At 70.8% G+C, this 18,064-nt stretch carries 17 protein-coding genes; 9 read left to right on the top strand and 8 right to left on the bottom strand.

Going from position 1 to position 18,064, the window contains the following annotated elements:
- The first annotated feature begins 1 nt into the window (after position 1).
- Positions 2-514, top strand: a complete 513-nt coding sequence (locus G401_RS0126005) for a GbsR/MarR family transcriptional regulator (RefSeq protein WP_027344787.1) — start codon at positions 2-4, stop codon at positions 512-514.
- On the opposite strand, the gene G401_RS0126000 is transcribed toward G401_RS0126005, so the two are convergent.
- Positions 501-2,129 (bottom strand): glycoside hydrolase family 10 protein, encoded by a 1,629-nt coding sequence (locus G401_RS0126000; RefSeq protein ID WP_034593128.1) that lies wholly within the window; start codon positions 2,127-2,129, stop codon positions 501-503. The two genes, G401_RS0126005 and G401_RS0126000, sit on opposite strands and share 14 nt — an antisense overlap.
- A gap of 187 nt (positions 2,130-2,316) precedes the next feature.
- Between G401_RS0126000 and G401_RS57910 the strand changes: the two genes are divergently transcribed.
- Positions 2,317-4,086 carry a serine/threonine protein kinase gene (locus G401_RS57910; protein ID WP_051367161.1) on the top strand — a complete coding sequence of 590 codons (1,770 nt, stop codon included), beginning with the start codon at positions 2,317-2,319 and terminating at the stop codon, positions 4,084-4,086.
- On the opposite strand, the gene G401_RS0125990 is transcribed toward G401_RS57910, so the two are convergent.
- The gene (locus G401_RS0125990) at positions 4,066-4,812 is read right to left on the bottom strand and encodes an SIR2 family NAD-dependent protein deacylase (protein ID WP_027344785.1); all 747 of its coding nucleotides are present in this window, start codon (positions 4,810-4,812) and stop codon (positions 4,066-4,068) included. The genes G401_RS57910 and G401_RS0125990 overlap by 21 nt on opposite strands.
- A gap of 67 nt (positions 4,813-4,879) precedes the next feature.
- On the opposite strand from G401_RS0125990, the gene G401_RS0125985 reads away from it, so the two are divergent.
- On the top strand, positions 4,880-5,737 hold the full coding sequence (locus tag G401_RS0125985) for an oxidoreductase (RefSeq protein ID WP_027344784.1): 858 nt from the start codon (positions 4,880-4,882) through the stop codon (positions 5,735-5,737).
- A 171-nt stretch (positions 5,738-5,908) separates the two neighbouring features.
- Here the strand turns inward: G401_RS0125985 and G401_RS0125980 are convergent, their stop codons facing one another.
- On the bottom strand, positions 5,909-6,322 hold the full coding sequence (locus G401_RS0125980; RefSeq protein ID WP_034593126.1) for a GNAT family N-acetyltransferase: 414 nt from the start codon (positions 6,320-6,322) through the stop codon (positions 5,909-5,911).
- A 30-nt stretch (positions 6,323-6,352) separates the two neighbouring features.
- On the opposite strand from G401_RS0125980, the gene G401_RS0125975 reads away from it, so the two are divergent.
- Positions 6,353-7,531 carry an MFS transporter gene (locus tag G401_RS0125975; protein ID WP_027344782.1) on the top strand — a complete coding sequence of 393 codons (1,179 nt, stop codon included), beginning with the start codon at positions 6,353-6,355 and terminating at the stop codon, positions 7,529-7,531.
- 225 nt (positions 7,532-7,756) lie between these two features.
- On the opposite strand, the gene G401_RS56165 is transcribed toward G401_RS0125975, so the two are convergent.
- The 4 genes from G401_RS56165 to G401_RS0125955 form a co-directional block, all read right to left on the bottom strand.
- Positions 7,757-7,915, bottom strand: a complete 159-nt coding sequence (locus tag G401_RS56165) for a hypothetical protein (RefSeq protein ID WP_157546334.1) — start codon at positions 7,913-7,915, stop codon at positions 7,757-7,759.
- A 428-nt stretch (positions 7,916-8,343) separates the two neighbouring features.
- Positions 8,344-9,015, bottom strand: coding sequence for a class I SAM-dependent methyltransferase (locus G401_RS0125965; RefSeq protein ID WP_034593125.1), 672 nt, complete (start codon positions 9,013-9,015; stop codon positions 8,344-8,346).
- 13 nt (positions 9,016-9,028) lie between these two features.
- Entirely contained in the window at positions 9,029-10,429 is a 1,401-nt protein-coding gene (gene pdxR, locus G401_RS0125960) for a MocR-like pyridoxine biosynthesis transcription factor PdxR (protein WP_027344780.1), read from the bottom strand.
- A gap of 87 nt (positions 10,430-10,516) precedes the next feature.
- Positions 10,517-11,395: an AurF N-oxygenase family protein gene (locus tag G401_RS0125955; protein ID WP_027344779.1), complete on the bottom strand. Its 879-nt coding sequence runs from the start codon at positions 11,393-11,395 to the stop codon at positions 10,517-10,519.
- 64 nt (positions 11,396-11,459) lie between these two features.
- On the opposite strand from G401_RS0125955, the gene G401_RS0125950 reads away from it, so the two are divergent.
- The 5 genes from G401_RS0125950 to G401_RS0125930 are packed head-to-tail and all read left to right on the top strand — an operon-like array spanning position 11,460 to position 15,551.
- Entirely contained in the window at positions 11,460-12,167 is a 708-nt protein-coding gene (locus G401_RS0125950) for a TetR/AcrR family transcriptional regulator (RefSeq protein WP_322787759.1), read from the top strand.
- Positions 12,164-12,439: a DUF4873 domain-containing protein gene (locus G401_RS0125945; protein WP_027344777.1), complete on the top strand. Its 276-nt coding sequence runs from the start codon at positions 12,164-12,166 to the stop codon at positions 12,437-12,439. Before G401_RS0125950 ends, G401_RS0125945 begins: the two co-directional genes overlap by 4 nt.
- A complete protein-coding gene (locus G401_RS0125940; RefSeq protein WP_027344776.1) occupies positions 12,436-13,914 on the top strand; it encodes a flavin-containing monooxygenase in 1,479 nt (492 codons plus the stop codon). Before G401_RS0125945 ends, G401_RS0125940 begins: the two co-directional genes overlap by 4 nt.
- A complete protein-coding gene (locus G401_RS0125935; RefSeq protein ID WP_027344775.1) occupies positions 13,907-14,776 on the top strand; it encodes an SDR family oxidoreductase in 870 nt (289 codons plus the stop codon). The genes G401_RS0125940 and G401_RS0125935 overlap by 8 nt, the downstream gene beginning before the upstream one ends.
- On the top strand, positions 14,769-15,551 hold the full coding sequence (locus G401_RS0125930; protein ID WP_027344774.1) for an alpha/beta fold hydrolase: 783 nt from the start codon (positions 14,769-14,771) through the stop codon (positions 15,549-15,551). The genes G401_RS0125935 and G401_RS0125930 overlap by 8 nt, the downstream gene beginning before the upstream one ends.
- Before the next feature lie 551 nt (positions 15,552-16,102).
- On the opposite strand, the gene G401_RS48455 is transcribed toward G401_RS0125930, so the two are convergent.
- Positions 16,103-18,052 carry a M14 family zinc carboxypeptidase gene (locus G401_RS48455; protein WP_064741852.1) on the bottom strand — a complete coding sequence of 650 codons (1,950 nt, stop codon included), beginning with the start codon at positions 18,050-18,052 and terminating at the stop codon, positions 16,103-16,105.
- Positions 18,053-18,064 lie beyond the last annotated feature (12 nt).

The following is an 18,064-nucleotide window of genomic DNA, read 5'->3' as shown; positions in this document are numbered from 1 at the left end:
CATGCCGGTTCAGCCAGGCCCGCCCGAGGGCCAGCGGGATGAGGAGGCGCTGCGCGCGTACGTGGAGCGGATGGCGCGCGTGCTGTCGGACTGGGGTTTCCCCCGGATGGCCGCCCGGATCCTGATGCTCATGATGGTCCAGGAGGAGCAGGAGCTCACCGCCGCGCAGATCGCCGCGGGCCTCGGGGTGTCCCCCGCCGCGGTCTCCACCTCGGTCCGCTACCTCCAACAGCTCGGCATGCTCATCCGCGAGCCCGTCCCCGGCTCGCGCCGCGACGTCTACCGGCTGCCCGACGACCCGTGGTACTCGGTCTCCATGACCAAGGGCGGCCTGTTCACCACGCTGTCGAAGATGTCCCGGGAGGGGCTCGGCGCCGCGGGCGGCGAGACGACGGCGGCCGGTGCCCGCATCAAGGAGATCGCCGACTTCTACGAGTATCTCCATGACGAGGTCACCGGCCTGCTCGAGCGCTGGCTCGAGGTCCGCAACGACGCGCGCGCTACCGCCAGATGACCCGGCCCGGCAGCGCCGCGGATTCGTGCCACACCCGGTCCAAGCCCCGGACCACATAGGTGTACGCCTGCCCCGCGACCGCGGTCGCGTCGACGAACTCCTCGCCGCGGACGGTCGCCAGCAGGTACGCCGCCGTGTCCATCATGGACGGATCAGGGAGCGGCACGAACCCGTCGAACCGGTAGACCGCGTACGCGACGGTGTCGGCGAACGGGCCCTTGTCGTCGGCGGGCGTGTGCCACTTCAGGCGTACGCCGGCCGTTTCGCGGCGCAGCTGGGTGATCACGGGCGGCAGCATCGGCTTGCCGGCGTACCGGGCCAGGGCGGGGACGAGGGCGGGCCGCGAGTAGCGCTCGGCCGCGTACAGGTCGGTGGCGCCGAGCCGGTTGGCCAGCACGTCCTTCGCCGAGAAGTGGATGCTCCCGCTGACGTTCAACCCCCGGTTGTACGCGATGTGCCGGCTCATCTCCTCGGGGTCGAACCAGGCCGCGGGCTGCCCGGCGGCGGAGATCTTGTAGTCGGCCTGGCCGATGTAGAGCTGGACGTCGGTGCCGGTCACCACGTCCGACCACCAGGACACGAGCTTCGCGTAGTCGGCCACGGCGAAGCCGATGTTCCAGTAGACCTGCGGCACGATGTAGTCCAGCCAGCCCTCCTTCACCCACGTGCGGGTGTCGGCGAAGTTGGCGTCGTAGGACTGCGTACCGTTGGTGTCCGAGCCCAGCGGGTCGGCCGCCTTGTTGCGCCAGATGCCGAACGGGCTGACCCCGAACTTCACCCACGGCTTCGCGGCCCGGATCTTCTCGCTCATCTCGCTGACGAGCAGGTTGATGTTGTTCCGCCGCCAGTCGGCCTTGGTCGCCCAGCCCGCCCCGTACTCGGCGAACGTCGCCTCGTCGCCGAAGTCCTGTCCGGACGCCGGGTACGGGTAGAAGTAGTCGTCGAAGTGCACGCCGTCGATGTCGTAGTTCAGGACGGCGTCCATGATGGCCGTCTGGACGAACTCGCGTACAGCAGGAATGCCGGGGTTGTAGTAGAGCCGCGTGGCGGCGTTGCCCACGGGATAGGCCACCGCCCACTCGGGGTGCTCGCGGACCGGGTGGTTGGGGGCGAGCTTGGTGACGTCGCCGGCCGCGCCGGTGGGCATCGAGACGCGGTAGGGGTTGAACCAGGCGTGGAACTCCAGGTTGCGCGCGTGGGCCTCCTCGACGAGGAAGGCCAGCGGGTCCCAGCCGGGGCCGACGCCGTCGCGGGCGCCGGTCAGCCACTCCGACCACGGCTCGTACGGCGACGGCCAGAAGGCGTCGGCGGTGGGCCGGATCTGGACGACGACGGCGTTGTGGTTCAGGCGCTCGGCGAGGTCGAGCCAGCCGCGGTAATCCGCTTTGAGGGTCTCCTCGTCGAGGTGGGGGGCCTTGGGCCAGTCGATGTTGACGACGCTGGCGATCCACAGCGCCCGCAGTTCGCGCTTGGGGACGTCGGTGGGGGTGGCGGCCGGGGCGGCCTCCTCCGCGGCGGCGGGCGCCGCGGCGATCTCGGGGACCAGCAGGGCTCCGAGCGGGGCAGCCGCGGCGATTGCGGCCAGCCGGCGCCGGGAAATGCCGGACGGGGACATCGTCGTTCCTCCATCTATCGGGCGGTTCTCCGATTCTGCGATCGCCGTTAAAGTTTCACCATTTCCATCAACTTGGCAAGACTTCTTAACGAGCCGTCCGGACCAATCCTCCCCGTCTGTCCGAAGGTTGGTTTACGCGCTGTCGGAGGAGGTGGCATGCTGTCGCAGACTCGCGGGGAGGGCGCACATGTCGGGGGTACGAGACCTCAGGCCGAACGACGGCCAGGACATCGGCGGCTACCGCCTGCTGGGCCGCCTCGGTGAAGGCGGCATGGGCACGGTCTTCCTGGCCGAGGACGCCGGCGGGACCCGGGTGGCGATCAAAGTCATCCGCGATCACCTCCTGGAACGCGACGAGTACCGCGAGCGCTTCCGCGGCGAGGTCGAGCGGGCCAAGACGGTGCCCCCCTTCTGCACGGCCGAGGTGCTCGACGCCGACCCGGACCACGAGCCGCCCTATCTCGTGGTGGAGTATGTGGACGGCCCCTCGCTCGCCGAGGTGGTCGCCGAGGCCGGCCCGCTGCGCGGCACGTCGCTGCACTCCCTCGGGATCGGCATGGCGACCGCGCTGACCGCCATCCACGGCGCCAACGTCATCCACCGCGACCTCAAGCCCGGCAACGTGCTGCTGCCCCGCGGCGGGGTCAAGGTGATCGACTTCGGCCTCGCCCGCGACGTCGACACGGCCACCGGGATCACGCGTACGGACCAGGTCATGGGGACCGTCCCCTACATCTCGCCGGAGCGGCTCGGCGGCGCCTCGTTCGGCGGGCTGCGCCCGGTCACGGCGGCGGCCGACGTCTTCGCCTGGGGCGCCGTCATGACCTACGCGGCCACCGGGCGTACGCCCTTCGGCGGCGACACCCCCGCGTCGACGGCCGTCCGCATCCTCACCAGCGAGCCCGACCTCGACGGCATCGGCGGAGCCCTCCGCGACATCATCGCCCGTACGCTGGCCAAGGACCCCGCCGACCGGCCGACCGCCCGGGACCTGCTCGACGAGCTGATGTCGACCGGGGCGACGCGCAGCGGCGTACCGAAGGCGGTCATCGAACCGGCCAAGGAAGCGCAGGCCGGCGGCGCCGAACTCACCCGGGCGGACGTCGGCACGACCTCGTCCGTCCCGATCCCCCGCCTGCGCTCCGGGCGGGGCCGCAAGGTGTTGACGGCCGTCGCGGCCGTACTGGTGCTCGCGGCGGTGGCCGCGGGCGGCGTCTACTTCGGCACGCAGCACCGCACCTTCGCGGCCGGGCCGGGCGCGGGTCCGAGCACCCCGGCGTCGGCCGGCGCGTCGGCCGCGGCCACTCCCTCCGCCTCGGTCGCCGCCAACGGCGACGTCGTCCCGGCGGGCTTCCTCCCCGCGGCACAGGACACACTGGACGCGGCCGGCCTGTGGCATGAGCGCACCGACGTCCCAAACAAGGCGACCTGCCATGTGTCCGGCGGTGTGCACGCCTCGGTCACCGGCCCGACCTACCGCTGCCCCGGCCCGAAGGACGAGCTGACCGACACGGCCGCGTTCGTCGACGTGACCCTGCTGTCCGCGGCGTCCTGCGCCGGCATCTGGTTCCGCTTCGACGACGCCGCCCGCGGCGGCTACGCCCTGGAGATCTGCCAGGACGGCGCGCTGCTCATCCGCCAGGAGAGCAACGACGGCAAGCATTGGAGCACCCCGCACCTGCGCACGATGCAGTACCCGTCCCCGATGGAGGTGGGCGTGAGCCGCCGCTTCGGCGTCGTCGCCCAGGGCCCGACCATGACCCTGTACGCCGACGGCAAAGCGATCGGTGTGGCGTCCGACAGCTCGTTCGACCACGGCAGGGTGGCGATCGGCGTCCTGCAGCGGGACGAGGTCCAGGCGGGCCAGACCTACGAGGTGCTGTTCCGCAACATCGACCTCTATGGCACGTCCTGGGCCCGGCCCCACGCCTCGGCGTCAGCGACTCCCGGCGCCTGAGATCAGTTCGCGGACCATCCGCGGGACCGCCGTGCCGATCGGCTCCCGCACGATCTCGTCCGCGATCACGTCGTAGGGCGTCGGATCGGCGTTGACGATGGTCAGCCGCGCCCCCGACTGCGCCGCGACCGCGCAGAGCGTCGCCGCCGGCTCGACCGTCAGCGACGTCCCGATCGCCCAGAAACGGTCGCAGGCCAGCGCCACCTTGAGCGCCGTGTCGATCGTGTCCGGATCGAGGTTCTCGCCGAACATGACCGTGCCCGACTTGAGAATGCCGCCGCACTCGGTGCACGCCGGGTCCGGTTCACCCGCCGCCACCCGGTCGAGCGCCTCCCGCATCGTCGTGACCGCTCCACAGTCGACACACCGTACGCGGAACATCGTGCCGTGCAGCTCGATCACCTTGCGCTCCGGCGACCCCGCCCGCTGATGCAGCCCGTCGATGTTCTGCGTGATCACGCGGACCGGGAAGCCGGCCGCGTCCAGCTCGGCGAGCGCCCGGTGAGCCGCGTTCGGTTCGGCCGTCCACGCGGCGTTGTCCTGGCGGGCCAGCCAGCTCCGGCGGCGTACGTCCGGGTCGGCGAGGTAGTTCTGCAGGGTGAAGAGCTTCTCCATGGCCGGATCCCGCGTCCAGACGCCGTTGGGGCCACGGAAGTCGGGGATGCCGGAGTCGGTGGAGATGCCGGCGCCGGTCAGCACGGCGATCATCGGCTTCCGATCGGTCATGCGATCATCCTGGCATCGCGGGCAATCCGATATCAGGCACCGCCCGCGGCGACCTAGGATCAAGATCGTGACTTGTGAGACTGGGAACCTGGGCGACCTCGGCGTCGCTCGCGTCGGCTATGGCGCGATGAAGCTCACCGGCTGGCCGCGCGGCGACCGGCCCGACCGCGACACCGCCCTGGCCGTGCTGCGGCGCGCCGTCGAACTGGGCGTCAACCACATCGACACCTCGAACTACTACGCCCGCGACGGCGTCTCCGCCAACGAACTGATCCGCAGCGCCCTCCACCCGTACGCGGATGATCTCGTGCTCGTGACGAAGGTCGGCGCGCTGGTCGAGGGCCCGGACATCATGTTGCCGCCGGAGCAGCACACGGGGCTGTCGCCGGACGGTCTGCGGCGCGGGATCGAGGCGAACCTGACCTCGCTGGGCATCGACCGCGTCGACGTGGTGAACCTGCGGATGGGCGACCGGGGGCACGGCGACGCCTCGATCGCGGAGCCGCTGGAGACCCTGATGAAGCTGCGCGAGGAGGGCCTGATCCGGCACATCGGCGTCTCCAACATCGGCCTGCCCGAGTTCGAACTCGCCCGGAGCATCGCGCCGATCGTCTGCGTACAGAACCAGTACAACGTGGCCCGGCGCGACGACGATCCGCTGATCGACGCGTGCACGGCGGCCGGGGTGGCGTACGTGCCGTTCTTCCCGATCGGCGGCGGTTTCCAGCCGGTGACGGCCGAGCACCTCACCACGGTGGCGGAACGGCACGGGGCGACCGTCGCGCAGGTGGCGCTGGCGTGGCTGCTCGCCCGGTCGCCGAACATCCTGCTGATTCCGGGGACGGGGTCACTCGCCCACCTTGAGGAGAACATCGCGGCGGGCGATCTCACCCTCACCCCGGAAGACCTGGCCCTCATCGGCTGACCCGCCCCGGCGGTCCCCCGGGCGGTTCCCCCGCCCCGTCATTCCGACGATCTTGCGCGAATGCCTCGAATTTCGCGGCGAATGCCCGTAATGCCCGGACATTCGCGCAAGATCGTCGGAATCGGGGGGTCGGAATCGGGGGGTCGGAATCGGGGGGTCGGAATGGCGGGGCTAGGGGAGGCGCTTCACCCAGCGGGCGTTGTTGGTCTCGCGGGTGTAGCCGGCGGCGCTCCAGGCCAGGTGGCCCTGCTCATTGGCGTTGAGGACCATCGCGTCCGCCCGGCGCGCGCCGAGCGACGCCAACCGCTGCTCGGCGGCGGCCACCAGCCGGCTGCCGATGCCCTGACGGCGGCGGGCGGGATCGACCGCGAACCGGTAGAGGCTGGCCCGCCAACCGTCCCAGCCCGCGATCAGAGACCCCACGATCTGTCCATTGTCGACAGCCAGGATCAGTGCGTCGGGGTCACGGGCGATGAGGGCGGCCACGGCCTCGGGCCGGTCGTCGCGGTCGGTCCCCTCGGCGGCATAACGCCAGAATTCCAGCACCGCTTCTACTTCGTGTACGCCCGCCGGCCGCAGCTCCATGCCGACAGGATGCATAAGTCATGATGGTGGATGCGCCGCGCCCCCTTCGCGTACCTCATTCTGGCCACCGGAGCGTCCGTCACGGGTGACGGGATGCTCGTCGCGGCCACGCCGCTCATGGCGGCCACGCTCACCCGGGACCCTGTCGAGATCGGCTTCGTCGTGGCCGCCTCCACGGCCGCGTGGTTGCTGGTCGGCGTACCCGCGGGGGCTCTGGTGGACCGGTGGGACCGGCGTACGGCGATGATGGGGGCGGATGTCGTGCGGGCCGTGACGCTCGCGGTGTTCGGTGCGCTCGCGCTGGCGGGGCGGGCGAGCGTCGCGGCGCTGGCGGTGACCGTGTTCGTGGTCGGCGTGGCGACGTGCTTGTTCCAACCGGCGAGCGTCGCTCTCATCCAGCAGCTGGCCGCGGGTGACAAGGCGCGGCTGACCACGCTCAACGGGCGCATCTGGAGCATGGACGCGTTCGGCCGGTCGCTCGCCGGGCCGCCGCTGGGCGCCGCCGCCTTCGCGCTCGCGCGCTCGCTGCCGTTCCTCGCCGACGCCGCGACCTTCGTGATCTCCGCGGCCCTGCTCAGCCGGGTCCCCCGCGCCGCCGTGCCCGCCGTCCCGCGTGGCGGCGGCGTCACCTACCTCCTGCGCAACCCCGAACTGCGCCTGCTGGCCGGGTGCGCGTTCTCCTTCAATCTCGCGTACGCGATCTCGTCCGCCACCCTCGTCCTGTACGCCCAGGACCGGCTGGATCTCGGCACCCTCGGCTTCGGCCTGCTGCTCGGCGCCGGCGCGCTCGGCGCGGTGGCCGCCGGCCTCGTCGCGCCCCGCTTCCTGCGCGACGCCGCCGCCCTGGCCGTGTACGTCCCGGTCTTCGCCGCGCAGGTGCTGGTCTGGCCGGCGATCGCGCTGAGCGGCAGCGTGACCGTGGCGGCGCTCGGCCTGGCCGTCCTCGGCGTCGCCGGAGCCGTCGGCACCATCGCGGGCACGGCCGCCCGCCAGCTCGCCACGCCGGCCGGCCTGATGGGCCGGGTCGCGGCCGGCCACCGGGTCGCGAGCGCGGGCGGCGGCGCGATCGGCGCCTTCCTCAGCGGCTTCATCGCGTCCGGCGGGCTGGTCGTTCCATTATGGACGGGCGGAGCGTTGGCGGCGGTCATCACCACACTTCTCGCCGTACGCCACCTCCGGCAACGCCCCGCGGAGATCCCCGAGAACTAAGCACCGCAGCCGTGCCCAAGATCGGGTTTGGATCGCGGTCGGCACCTGAATCTTGGGCTCCATGAACGCTCGTATAGTGCCCTGAATCTGCGGAATCGGCCGGTCTTCTGTAGGAGCCGGAAACTTGATCAAGCTGCCACGCCGTGAACGAGCGGCCCCGCCGAGCGGCCCGCCGCGAGATGATTACTTACCGCTATTTCGGCAGTCCAAGGCGGATGGCCTTGATCAAGTACCGCCTATTCGGCAGGGAAGCGCTCTCCCGCCGTAATGACGGTACTTGATCAAGGAGATCGGTGTCGCGGTGCCGTAATAGCGGTACTTGATCAAGGCGGTCGCGTCGGCGGCGCCGACGAGATCCTCCGCCCGGCGGATCGCGGTCGCCATTCTTGATCGCTGACGGGTGAGGTGGCATTTCCAACCCACGATGCATGAACGTTGACGCACCCGGTGTGAGCAGGGGCCGCCGACTTCAGTGATCCCCGTTGGGATCGGGGAGCCATGGCGCCGGACCGGCGCCGACAGCCTGGTCAGGCTCCGACCATGTCGCGACTGTCCGGTATGGACGGTGACGATCCGTCCAGATCAAGCTCCCGACAAACCAGGAAACGCGCAACCGCTTGCATGATCGAGGTGGGTTTCCGGTTGTGCGGCGAAGATCGTGGTGGCGTTCCGGCTGTCCTGACGACCAGAACTCCGCCTTGATCTTCACGGAGCGACCAGAAACCCGCCTCGATCATGGCAGCGGCGCGGCTGTAGAGCCCATGATTTCGGGTGACAACCGTGATCCAAACCCGGTCTTGGAGTCCCGACGGCTACGGGCGCTTGACGCAGGTGTACGCGCCGTAGAGCCGCCGTTCGTACGCCACCGACACGATCTGGAATCCCGCCTGTTCCAGCAGCGGCTCGAACAGCCACCGGTACGTCGAGTACTCCGTGCGGATGTGTTCCGCGTAGTCGTCGGCGGTGTATCCCACTGCCGGGTCGGTGACCGCTCCCGCGAACCATTCGTCGAACACCGCCGGTGCCTCTGCCGGGTGGAAATCGTAGATGAGGTCGCGTACGCGCAGGATGCCGCCGGGGCGCAGCAGGTCCGCGATCCGCTGCAGCGCGATTCCCTTGAAGAAGTCCGGCAGCTGGTGCAGGCCGTTGCGGGTGTGTACGCCGTCGAACGGGCCGCCGGTGTAGCTGAGGAATCCGCCCTGGGTGACCTTCAACCCGGCCGGGGCGTGCGCGCGCAGGTAGGACAGCATCGCCGGGGACACGTCCGCCGCCGTGACCGCGAAGGTCTCCGCCGCCGCGATCGCGAACCGGCCGGTGCCGGCCGCGAGGTCGAGGATGCTCGCGCCCGGTTCGAGGCCGTGGTCGCGGAATTCGGCGATGTCCGGCGCCGGGTCGGGGTGCCCCTGTTTGCGGTCGTACCCCGCCACGAAGGCCGGGTCGAGATGTTCGGGACCGGCGTACGCCAGCTCGTTGATCATCCACATGCCGTTCAGGATTTCAGAAACACGCCCGCAGCCGGCGCAAACCCTCCGGAATCCGGTCCAGCGGGATCGCGCCGTACCCCAGCACCAGGCCCGCGCGCCCCGGCGGAACGGCGTAATAGCCCGCGAGCGGCTCGATGCCCACGCCCTGCCGCACGGCCCGCGGCACATCGCAATCCACCAGGGAGTACGCGCTGAGGTGCAGACCGGCCGCGGACGGCACGATCTGGAGCACGTCCGCGAAGTCGCGTTCCAGGATCTCGACGATGAGCTCGTGCCGGGCCGCGTACGCCCGGGTGGCCTTGCGGACGTGCCGCCCGAGCTGGCCGTCGTCGAGGAACCGGGCGAGGGCAGCCTGGGTGGGCAGGTGCCCGTGCCAGTCCGACAGCTGCCGGGCGAGCCGCAGGGCCGGGGCGAGCGCGGCGGGCGCGACCAGGAAACCCAAGCGCAGCAAGGGAAGCAGCGTCTTGGAGTAGGTGCCGACGTAGACGACCCGGCCGGTGCGGTCCAGGCTCTGCAGGGGTTCGAGCGGCCGGTCGGAGAACCTGAACTCGCTGTCGTAGTCGTCCTCGACGATGAGCGCGTCCGCCCGCTCGGCCCAGTCGAGCAGCGCCGCCCGCCGCGCCAGCGACATCGGTACGCCCAGCGGGAACTGATGCGACGGCGTCGTGTAGACGAGCCGGGCGGATTTCGGCAGCGCGTCGACGACCAGCCCCTCCTCGTCCACCGGGACCGGCACGATCGTGGCGCCGAGCGACTCGAAGAGCAGCCGGGCCGGCGGGTACCCCGGTTCCTCGACGGCCACCACGGCACCGGGGTCGAGCATCACCCGCCCGATGAGGTCGAGCGCCTGCTGCGCCCCCTGGGTGACCAGCACGTCGTCGGGTGCCGCGCGTACCGAGCGGGACAGGCCGGCCGCCCGGGCGATCGCCGCCCGCAACGCGGGATGACCGGCCGGATCGCGGTACGCCGCGTCGCGTACAGCGGAAGCCTGAAGTTCGTGGGCGAGCAGCCGCCGCCAGGTCTCGATGGGGAACAGCCGGCCGTCGGGGACCCCGACCCGGAAGTCGTACGCGAGCGCCGGCGCACCGAGGGTGGTGGTCTTCTCCAGCAGCGCGGAGAAGAGCCGCCGGGGCGTGACGCCGCCCGAAGCGGCGCTGCGCGGCCGGGTCCGCAGCGGTTGATCGCTGACGAACGTGCCGGAGCCGACCCGCGCGACCAGGAATCCCTCCGCGGTCAACCGCTCGTACGCGGCCGCGACCGTGTTCCGGGAGACCTCCAGCCGCGCGCCCAGCTCCCGGGTCGGGGGCAGGCGCTCGCCCGCGCGCAACCGGCCGTCGACGATCGCGTCGAGCAGCTCGCGGTAGATGCGAGTGGCCAGGTCACCGCGTCCGGCCAGGGTGACGTGGAGATCCACGCCCCGAGCCTAAGCCATCCCCGTCCCGGTCCCCACCCCTCGCCACCACGACCCTGCGCACCCGGCCCAAGATCCCCCCGGAGTCGGTCAGATGAGGTGGGAGCGGCGCCAGAGGGCGTGGGCCGGGCCGCCGATGAGGCCCAGCTCCCCGAGGTACGCGTACACCCGCTCGGCCGACCAGCGCAGCGTGGCCTGGAAGTGCGGATTCGTCCGCGCCGCCGCCCGCCCGTCGCGGGGCCGGATGCCGACGGACGCGTACACGCGGGGGTTGACGAGCCGGTTGGCGATCGAGTTGGCCGCCCGGGCGATGACCGTCCGCGCGTACGCGATCCGCAGCGGGCCGGCCGACTCCACCTGGCGGGCCAGTTCCTCGCGGGCGTAGCGGACGTGCCGGGCCTCCTCGACGACGTGGATGCGCGACACCATGCGGATGAGCGGCTGGAGCGACTCGTCGGCCATGATCTCGCGCTGGAACGCGTCGAGGATCTCCTCGGCGATCAGGATCGAGGCGAACATGTGCGGGCCGGCCGCGGTCGCCTTGAGGAAGCGGCCGAGGTTGTGGTCGAAGCGGCTCGCCGGGTAGAACGGGCAGCCGGTGGCCTCGATGAGCTTGCCGAACATGATCGAGTGGCGGCACTCGTCGGCGACCTCGGTCAGCGCGTACTGGGCGTGGCGGCTGGTGGGGTCGGCGTCGTAGTAGTGCCGGACCAGCATCTCCATGAGGATCGTCTCGAACCACACGCCGGCGCTGGCGGCCGAGGCCACCTCGTGCTTGCTCAGCTCGATCCGCTGCTCCTCGGTCAGGCCCTGCCACAGCGAGGTCCCGTAGAGGCTGCTGCGCCGCGGGGGAAGCCAGTAGCGGCCCGGCTCGGCGGGCGCGTCCCAGTCGATCTCGACGATCGGATCGAAGCTCAACCGCGCCGAGGTGTCCAGTAGCCGTTGCGCTGTGCGTTCCCGAGTGTCCACCGGCGCTCCTGACTCTTGACGGTTACCCGACGTAACTGTTACTCCTAGTAGCATGCAAGCGGACGTGAACCCTGTCAATGCCGAACCGACGGCCGAACCAGCCGCCGAACCCGCTGCCGCAGCCGCCGCCCAACCCGTCAGCGGCCGGAAGGCACGCTGGGTCAAGCACCGCGAGCAGCGCCGGGCGGAGATGATCACGGCTGCCATCCGGGCCGTCCTCCACAACGGACCGGACGTCGACATGGATCAGGTGGCGGCCGAGGCGGGCGTCTCCAAGCCGGTGCTCTACCGGTACTTCGCCGACAAGCAGGAGCTCTGGTCGGCGGTCGGCGAGCACATGACCGCCATCGTCGTCGACACGGTCACCCCCGCGATCGACCGCGTACGCGAGGAGCGCGACCTCATCGAGGCGACGATCGACGCGTACCTCGGGGTGATCGAGGCGGAGCCGAAGCTGTACATGTTCGTCATGCGGCAGCCGGCCGCCCAGCGGCTCGTGGCCGGCACCTCGCAGCAGATCGCGGCCGGGCTCGCCCGGGTCATCGGCGACCGGCTGCGCAGCCTCGGACTCGACGCGGGGCCGGCCGAACCGTGGGCGTACGGGCTGGTCGGGTTCGTGCAGGCGGTCGGCGACTGGTGGCTGACGCACGGCCAGCCGATCCGGCGCGCGGCCCTGACCGAGTACCTCACCACCCTGCTGTGGAGCGGCATCGCCGGCGTACGCCAGTCGGCCGACCTCCCCCACGAGCTGATGACGGCGAAGCTGCCATGAGCTACCACGGGGCGGCGGTCGTCGCCGGGACCGAGGTACGCGTCCATCTCTCCGGCCGCTTCGACCCCACGGACGGCCGGTTCCACTGGAACGGCCGGATCGAACCGGCGCCGGCCCTGGTGGCGCTGCTGCGCGCGGGCCGGCGCGACGTGACAGTCCACATTGGAACACGAACCGCCGACGGCCGGCTGGGCGAGGCCGACCCCTGGGGCGGCGTACGCCTCACCGGCACGGGCACCCCACCCTGGGAAGACGAGGAGGAGGACGAGTGACCGACATCGACATCGCGATCGTCGGGGCCGGCTTCGGCGGGCTCGGCGCGGCGATCCGCCTGCGACAGGCCGGGTTCACCGACTTCCTGCTCTTCGACGCGGGCGAGGACGTCGGCGGGACCTGGCGGGACAACACCTACCCCGGCTGCGCCTGCGACGTGCCGTCGCACCTCTACTCGTTCTCGTTCGCCCGCAACCCGGACTGGTCCAACACCTTCTCCGGACAGGCCGAGATCTGGGCGTACCTGCGGAGATGCGCGGACGACTTCGGTCTGCGGCCGCATCTGCGGTTCCGGCATCTCGTCCGCGAGGCCGTCTGGGACGGCGCCGCCCAGCGGTGGCGGATCGAGACGTCCGGGGGCGCGTACACGGCCCGGGTGCTGATCAGCGCGGCCGGGCCGCTGAGCGATCCGTCCATTCCCGACATTCCTGGGATCGAAGCGTTTCAGGGCACCGTCTTCCATTCGGCCCGCTGGCGGCACGACGTCGACCTCACCGGCCGCCAGGTCGCCGTCATCGGCACCGGCGCGTCGGCCGTCCAGTTCGTGCCGCAGATCCAGCCGCTGGTCGGGCGGCTCACGCTGTTCCAGCGTACGCCCGCGTGGATCATGCATCGCGGCGCGCGCCGCATCAGCCGCGCCGAGCGCTTCCTCTACCGGCACGTGCCGGGCGCGCAGCGCCTCGTGCGGACCGGCCTCTACTGGATGCGCGACGGCATGGGCGTCGGCTTCCTGCACCCCGCCGTCAACCGTCTGGCCTCGAAGATCTCCCTGCGCACGCTGCGCCGCCAGGTCCGCGATCCCGAGCTGCGAGCCAAACTCACCCCGGCGTACGCGATGGGCTGCAAGCGCGTCCTCATCAGCAACGACTACTGGCCGTCCCTGACCAACCCGAACGTACGCGTGGAGGCGGCCGGGATCGCGCGGATCGAGCCCGACGGCGTGGTATCGGCCGACGGCGTGAAGCACCCGGCCGACACGATCATCCTCGGCACCGGATTCCACGTGACCGACGCACCGATCATGCGCCACATCCGGGGCACGGACGGCCGATCGCTGGCCGAGACCTGGACCCCCAGCATGTACGCGCACCGCGGCACCACGGTCCCCGGCTTCCCGAACCTGTTCCTGCTCCTCGGCCCGAACACGGGGCTCGGGCACACGTCGGTCGTGCTGATGATCGAGGCGCAGCTGAAGCTCGTGGTGAACGCGTTGAAGCACATGCGTTCCCGGGGCATCGTCGCGATGGAGCCGACCGCCGAGGCCCAGCGCGACTGGTCGGCCGAGGTCGACCGGAAGATGGCCGGCACGGTGTGGCACACCGGCTGCGCCAGCTGGTACCTCGACGCCAGCGGCCGCAACACGACGATCTGGCCCGGCTTCGCCACGAGCTTCCGGCTGAAGCTGCGCTCCTTCCATCCCGCCGAGTACGCCGCCGTCGCCCCCACGCTCGAAAGGCGATACGCCGATGTATGACCTGTCCGGCAAGACCGTCCTCATCACCGGCGGCGCCCGCGGCATCGGCGCCCAGGTCGCCCGGGTCGCCGCCGCGCGGGGTGCCCGGGTGTCGGTGGTCGGCCTCGAACCCGACCTGCTGAAGAACGTGGCGACCGAGGTCGGTGGCCACTGGCACGAGTGCGACGTCACCGACTCCGCCGCCCTCGACGCGGCCGTGGCATCCACGGTGGAGCACTTCGGCCGGATCGACGTCGTGGTCGCCAACGCCGGGATCGCGAACCTGGGCACCGTCGCGTTGGGACCGGTCGACGCGCTTGTGCGTACCGTGGAAGTGAACTTGATCGGAGTGATGCGGACGGTGAGCGCCGCGCTGCCCGAGGTGACGCGGGCGCGGGGGCATGTGCTCGTCGTGTCGTCGGCGGCGGCGTTCACGGCGATGCCGGGGATGGCGGCCTATTGCGCGTCGAAGGCCGGCGTCGAGCAGTACGCGAACGTCCTGCGCCTGGAGTCCGCGGAGCGCGGCGTGACGGTGGGCAGCGCGCACCCGATCTGGATCGACACCGACCTGGTCCGCGACATCCGCGAGGACCTCGCGTCGTTCCGCACGGCGCTGAAGCGGCTGCCCTGGCCGCTGTCGACGGTGGTCTCGGTCGAGAAGTGCGCCGACGCGATCGTCCGCGGGATCGAGAAGCGCAAGCGGAAGGTCTACGTACCCCGCACGATGGGCCTGGTGCAGGCGATGCGCCCGGTCGTCCTGAGCGGATTCTCGGACTTCGTCGTCCGCAAGGGCATGGGCAGCACGGTCACCGACATGGAGACCGAGGTACGCGGCCTCGGCCGGTCCTTCGGCAAGTCGACGGTCGGAGTACGCCATGATTAACCACGTACGCCGCGGTCAGGGCGAACCGCTGGTGCTCGTGCACGGGATCGGCCACCGGTGGCAGGCGTGGCAGCCGGTCCTCGACCGGTTGGCCGCCCACCACGAGGTGATCGCGGTGGACCTCCCCGGTTTCGGCGCCTCCCCCGTCCCCGAAGCCGGTATGCCACAGGGGATGCCCGCGACCGTCGAAGTGCTGGCTTCCGTGCTGGATTCATGGGGGCTCGACCGGCCGCACGTCGCCGGGTACAGCCTCGGCGGCGCGATCAGCCTCGAACTCGCGGCCGCCGGGCTGGCCAGGTCGGCGACCGCCTTCTCCCCCGCCGGGTTCTACACCGAGGCCGAACGCCGCCGCGCGCTGCGGATCCTCGGCGCGATGCGGGCGAACACCTACCTCCCGGCGCCGGTGATGAAGGTGGCGCTGCGGTCGCCGGCCGTCCGCTCGCTGTGCTTCGGCTCGCTGGTCGTGCACACGTCCCGGATCTCCCCCGCCCAGGCTCTGGGTGATGCCCTGGCCTTCCGTCGTGGTCGGGGCTATTCCTCGGTGGCCCGGTCCGCCCGCGGGTACGCGTTTCCCCCATCTCTGTCCACATCGGAGGTTCCGGTGACGATCGGGTGGGGCGAGGCGGATCGCATCTTCGGCGTACACCAGGCGGAACGGGCCGCGGCCGCGCTTCCCGGGGCACGGGTCGAGCGCCTACGCGGATGCGGTCACGTCCCGATGAGCGACGCCCCCGACGAAGTAGTACGCCTCATCCTCGAGACGACCTCCTCATGAGTGTTCAGCCCTTTTGAGCGTTCGGGCTCGCTGCGGCGCCGTCGTTGTCCTTGCCCATCCGGGAGTACGCGTCGCGGCGCCTGCGATGTCGGAGGAGACCTCGGGATTCGGTGCGATCGGGCACGGTGGGCGGGCCGGTTGCGGTTTTGATCTTGACGGATGTGGCGAAATCAACGCTTCCTGGCCGGGTTGACGTTGGTTTCGCCACATCGGTCAAGATCGCTCAACAGGTGGATTCCCGCAAGACGGACAGTCGCGACTACGGCGCCGCCCCACGCCCCGCTCCCCACGGCCCCGCTCCCCACGGCCCCGCGCCCTGCGCCGGCGGGCCCGGCGGCCCGATGATCCCGTTTGGATCAGGTTTTTCACCCGAATCTTGGGCCATGATTCGGGTGATTTCCCTGATCCAAACGGGATCAAGCCCCCGCGGGATCAAGGCCCCGCGGGATCAAGCCCCCGCGGGATCAAGCCCCCGCGGGATCAAGCCCCGCGGTAGGCCCCGCGGGGTCAAGGCCGCGACCCCGCTGGAGCAAAGGGCACAAGGGGCGGTGCTACTTCAGGGTCAGGGTCCAGGAATTCACGCGGCCGGAGTCGCCGCCGGTGACGTCCTCGGCCTCCAGCGTCCACGCCCCGTCGGCCGCCTCCCCCGACAGGTCCACGGTGTACGACCGCTTGATGTCGTTCAGGTCCGCGCCCGTCCCCAGCGCGTGCAGGACGAAGCGCGTACCGGTCGGGGATTTGAGGGCGATCTCCAGGTCACCGATGTGCGTGTGGGTGACGTCGAGGTCCACTCGGGCCGTCGTTCCCGCGTTGCCGCCGCAGGCCGCGATCGTCACCGTGTTCGACACGAAGGTCGAGGTGCCGTCGGGGATCGTCAGCCGGGTCGCGTTGCCGCCCGCGCACGCGGCCGTGCCGGTGACCGTCAGCGTCACGCGGGCTGTGCGTACGGTGCCGGCGGTGCCGTTGCCGACGAGGACGACCGTGTAGGTGCCGGGGGTCGTGGTCGCCGAGGTGTGGATGGTCGCGGACTGCGCCGATCCGTCGGTCGGGATCGAGCCCGTCGAGAAGGTGACGGTCGCGCCGGGCGGCGTACCCTCGGCGGTCATCGAGACGAGCTGGGCGGCGCCCGTGGTCTTGGTGGCGGTCAACGCGACCGTCACGTCCGCGCCCTGGGCCACCGTCGCGGTCGCGGGGGCCGTCAGCGTGTAGTCGTCGGTCTTCTTGCAGTAGGTGCCCTCCTTGCCGATCGCCCGCTGGGGGCAGTCGGCGTACCCGAGGAAGCGCATGATCGCGGGGATGTTGCGCGAGGTCTGCGCGGAGATGACGCTCGACGGCGGGTAGAAGGCGTCGGGGTCGTTCTCCTTGGGGTACATCTCGGTGGTGAAGGTGTAGATCTTCTGGGTGCCCCACAGCCAGTCGTCGATGCTGCCGTCGGTGATGTAGAGGCCGCTCGCCTGGCCGGGCGTGTAGCCGTTGAGCATCGCGAACTCCGTGCCGATCGCCTTGTGGGTCGCGTACTCGTCGGCGGACATCGTGCCGGTGACCGTGGTCTTCGTCGTGTACCCGAACGGCCACAGCACCAGCTCGGTGAACGTGTGGATGTCGATGGCCTCGGTGATCTGCTGGACGCCGCCGACGCGCCGGGACAGGACGAAGTCGCGTACCGCCTGGGTCTCGGGGGCCGAGAACGCCGACGGGCCGCGGTAGTCCTCCTCGGTCGGGAACGGCGAGGATCCGGCGCAGCAGGCGAACTTGTAGCCCCAGTTGCGGTTGAGGTCGGTGCCGATCTCGGTGCTGCCCGGCGTCGCCTGCCGGTTCTTGCGCCACATCTGGTAGAGGCCGCTGACCATGTCGAACGAGACGCCGTCCGGGTTCACCATCGGGATGATCCAGATCTCCCGGCTGTTCACCATCTTCTGCACGTCCGGGTTGATCGCGTACTGGCCGGTGAGGAAGCCCGCCAGCGCGATCGCCATCTCCACCGTCAGGTGTTCGCGCGCGTGCTGGTTGGCGGTGAAGAGCACCTCCGGCTCGTTCTCGTCGGTGGCCACGTTGTCGGAGATCTTCAGCGCCACCAGGTCCCGGCCCTCGGCGCTGTGCCCGATCACCTGCTTGGCGGCGATGCCCGGGAACGCGGTCGCGATGCCGTCGAACGCCGTCAGCATCTGCGCGTAGGTCGTGTAGCCCGGGTCGACCGGCGTACCGACACCGGTCGCGAGCGACGCGACGCCACCGCCTTCCAGTTTGATCCCCAGGCCGCGGAGCCGCTCGGCCTGATCGGCGGTCGCCCTGATCATCGTGAACCCCGGCTCGCGCGTGGAGATCTCCGCGCCGACCTTCCGGGCGAGCGCCACCGCCGTCTCTCCGGACTTCATCTTGTACGCGGAGACGCGCGTCCCGCTCCTGTCCGGCGGTCCGGCGTGGGCGGTGGTCGTCGTGGCGGTCAGCGTACCCAGACCGAGCGCCACAGTGGACAGTAGGACGGCGAACCGTCGAAGCATGACGTCCTCCGA

This window comes from Hamadaea tsunoensis DSM 44101 (assembly GCF_000428945.1).
Taxonomy (GTDB): Bacteria; Actinomycetota; Actinomycetes; order Mycobacteriales; family Micromonosporaceae; genus Hamadaea; species Hamadaea tsunoensis.
Note: the sequence above shows the minus strand (reverse complement) of the source record. Positions and strands in the feature narration are given on the sequence as shown.

Excerpts from the sequence above, each read along its gene's own strand:
- G401_RS0126005 (WP_027344787.1), top strand. The coding sequence starts at position 2 with ATGCCGGTTCAGCCAGGCCCGCCCGAGGGCCAGCGGGATGAGGAGGCG.
- G401_RS0126000 (WP_034593128.1), bottom strand. The coding sequence starts at position 2,129 with ATGTCCCCGTCCGGCATTTCCCGGCGCCGGCTGGCCGCAATCGCCGCG.
- G401_RS57910 (WP_051367161.1), top strand. The coding sequence starts at position 2,317 with ATGTCGGGGGTACGAGACCTCAGGCCGAACGACGGCCAGGACATCGGC.
- G401_RS0125990 (WP_027344785.1), bottom strand. The coding sequence starts at position 4,812 with ATGACCGATCGGAAGCCGATGATCGCCGTGCTGACCGGCGCCGGCATC.
- G401_RS0125980 (WP_034593126.1), bottom strand. The coding sequence starts at position 6,322 with ATGGAGCTGCGGCCGGCGGGCGTACACGAAGTAGAAGCGGTGCTGGAA.
- G401_RS0125975 (WP_027344782.1), top strand. The coding sequence starts at position 6,353 with ATGCGCCGCGCCCCCTTCGCGTACCTCATTCTGGCCACCGGAGCGTCC.
- G401_RS56165 (WP_157546334.1), bottom strand. The coding sequence starts at position 7,915 with ATGGCGACCGCGATCCGCCGGGCGGAGGATCTCGTCGGCGCCGCCGAC.
- G401_RS0125965 (WP_034593125.1), bottom strand. The coding sequence starts at position 9,015 with ATGTGGATGATCAACGAGCTGGCGTACGCCGGTCCCGAACATCTCGAC.
- G401_RS0125945 (WP_027344777.1), top strand. The coding sequence starts at position 12,164 with ATGAGCTACCACGGGGCGGCGGTCGTCGCCGGGACCGAGGTACGCGTC.
- G401_RS0125935 (WP_027344775.1), top strand. The coding sequence starts at position 13,907 with ATGTATGACCTGTCCGGCAAGACCGTCCTCATCACCGGCGGCGCCCGC.
- G401_RS0125930 (WP_027344774.1), top strand. The coding sequence starts at position 14,769 with ATGATTAACCACGTACGCCGCGGTCAGGGCGAACCGCTGGTGCTCGTG.
- G401_RS48455 (WP_064741852.1), bottom strand. The coding sequence starts at position 18,052 with ATGCTTCGACGGTTCGCCGTCCTACTGTCCACTGTGGCGCTCGGTCTG.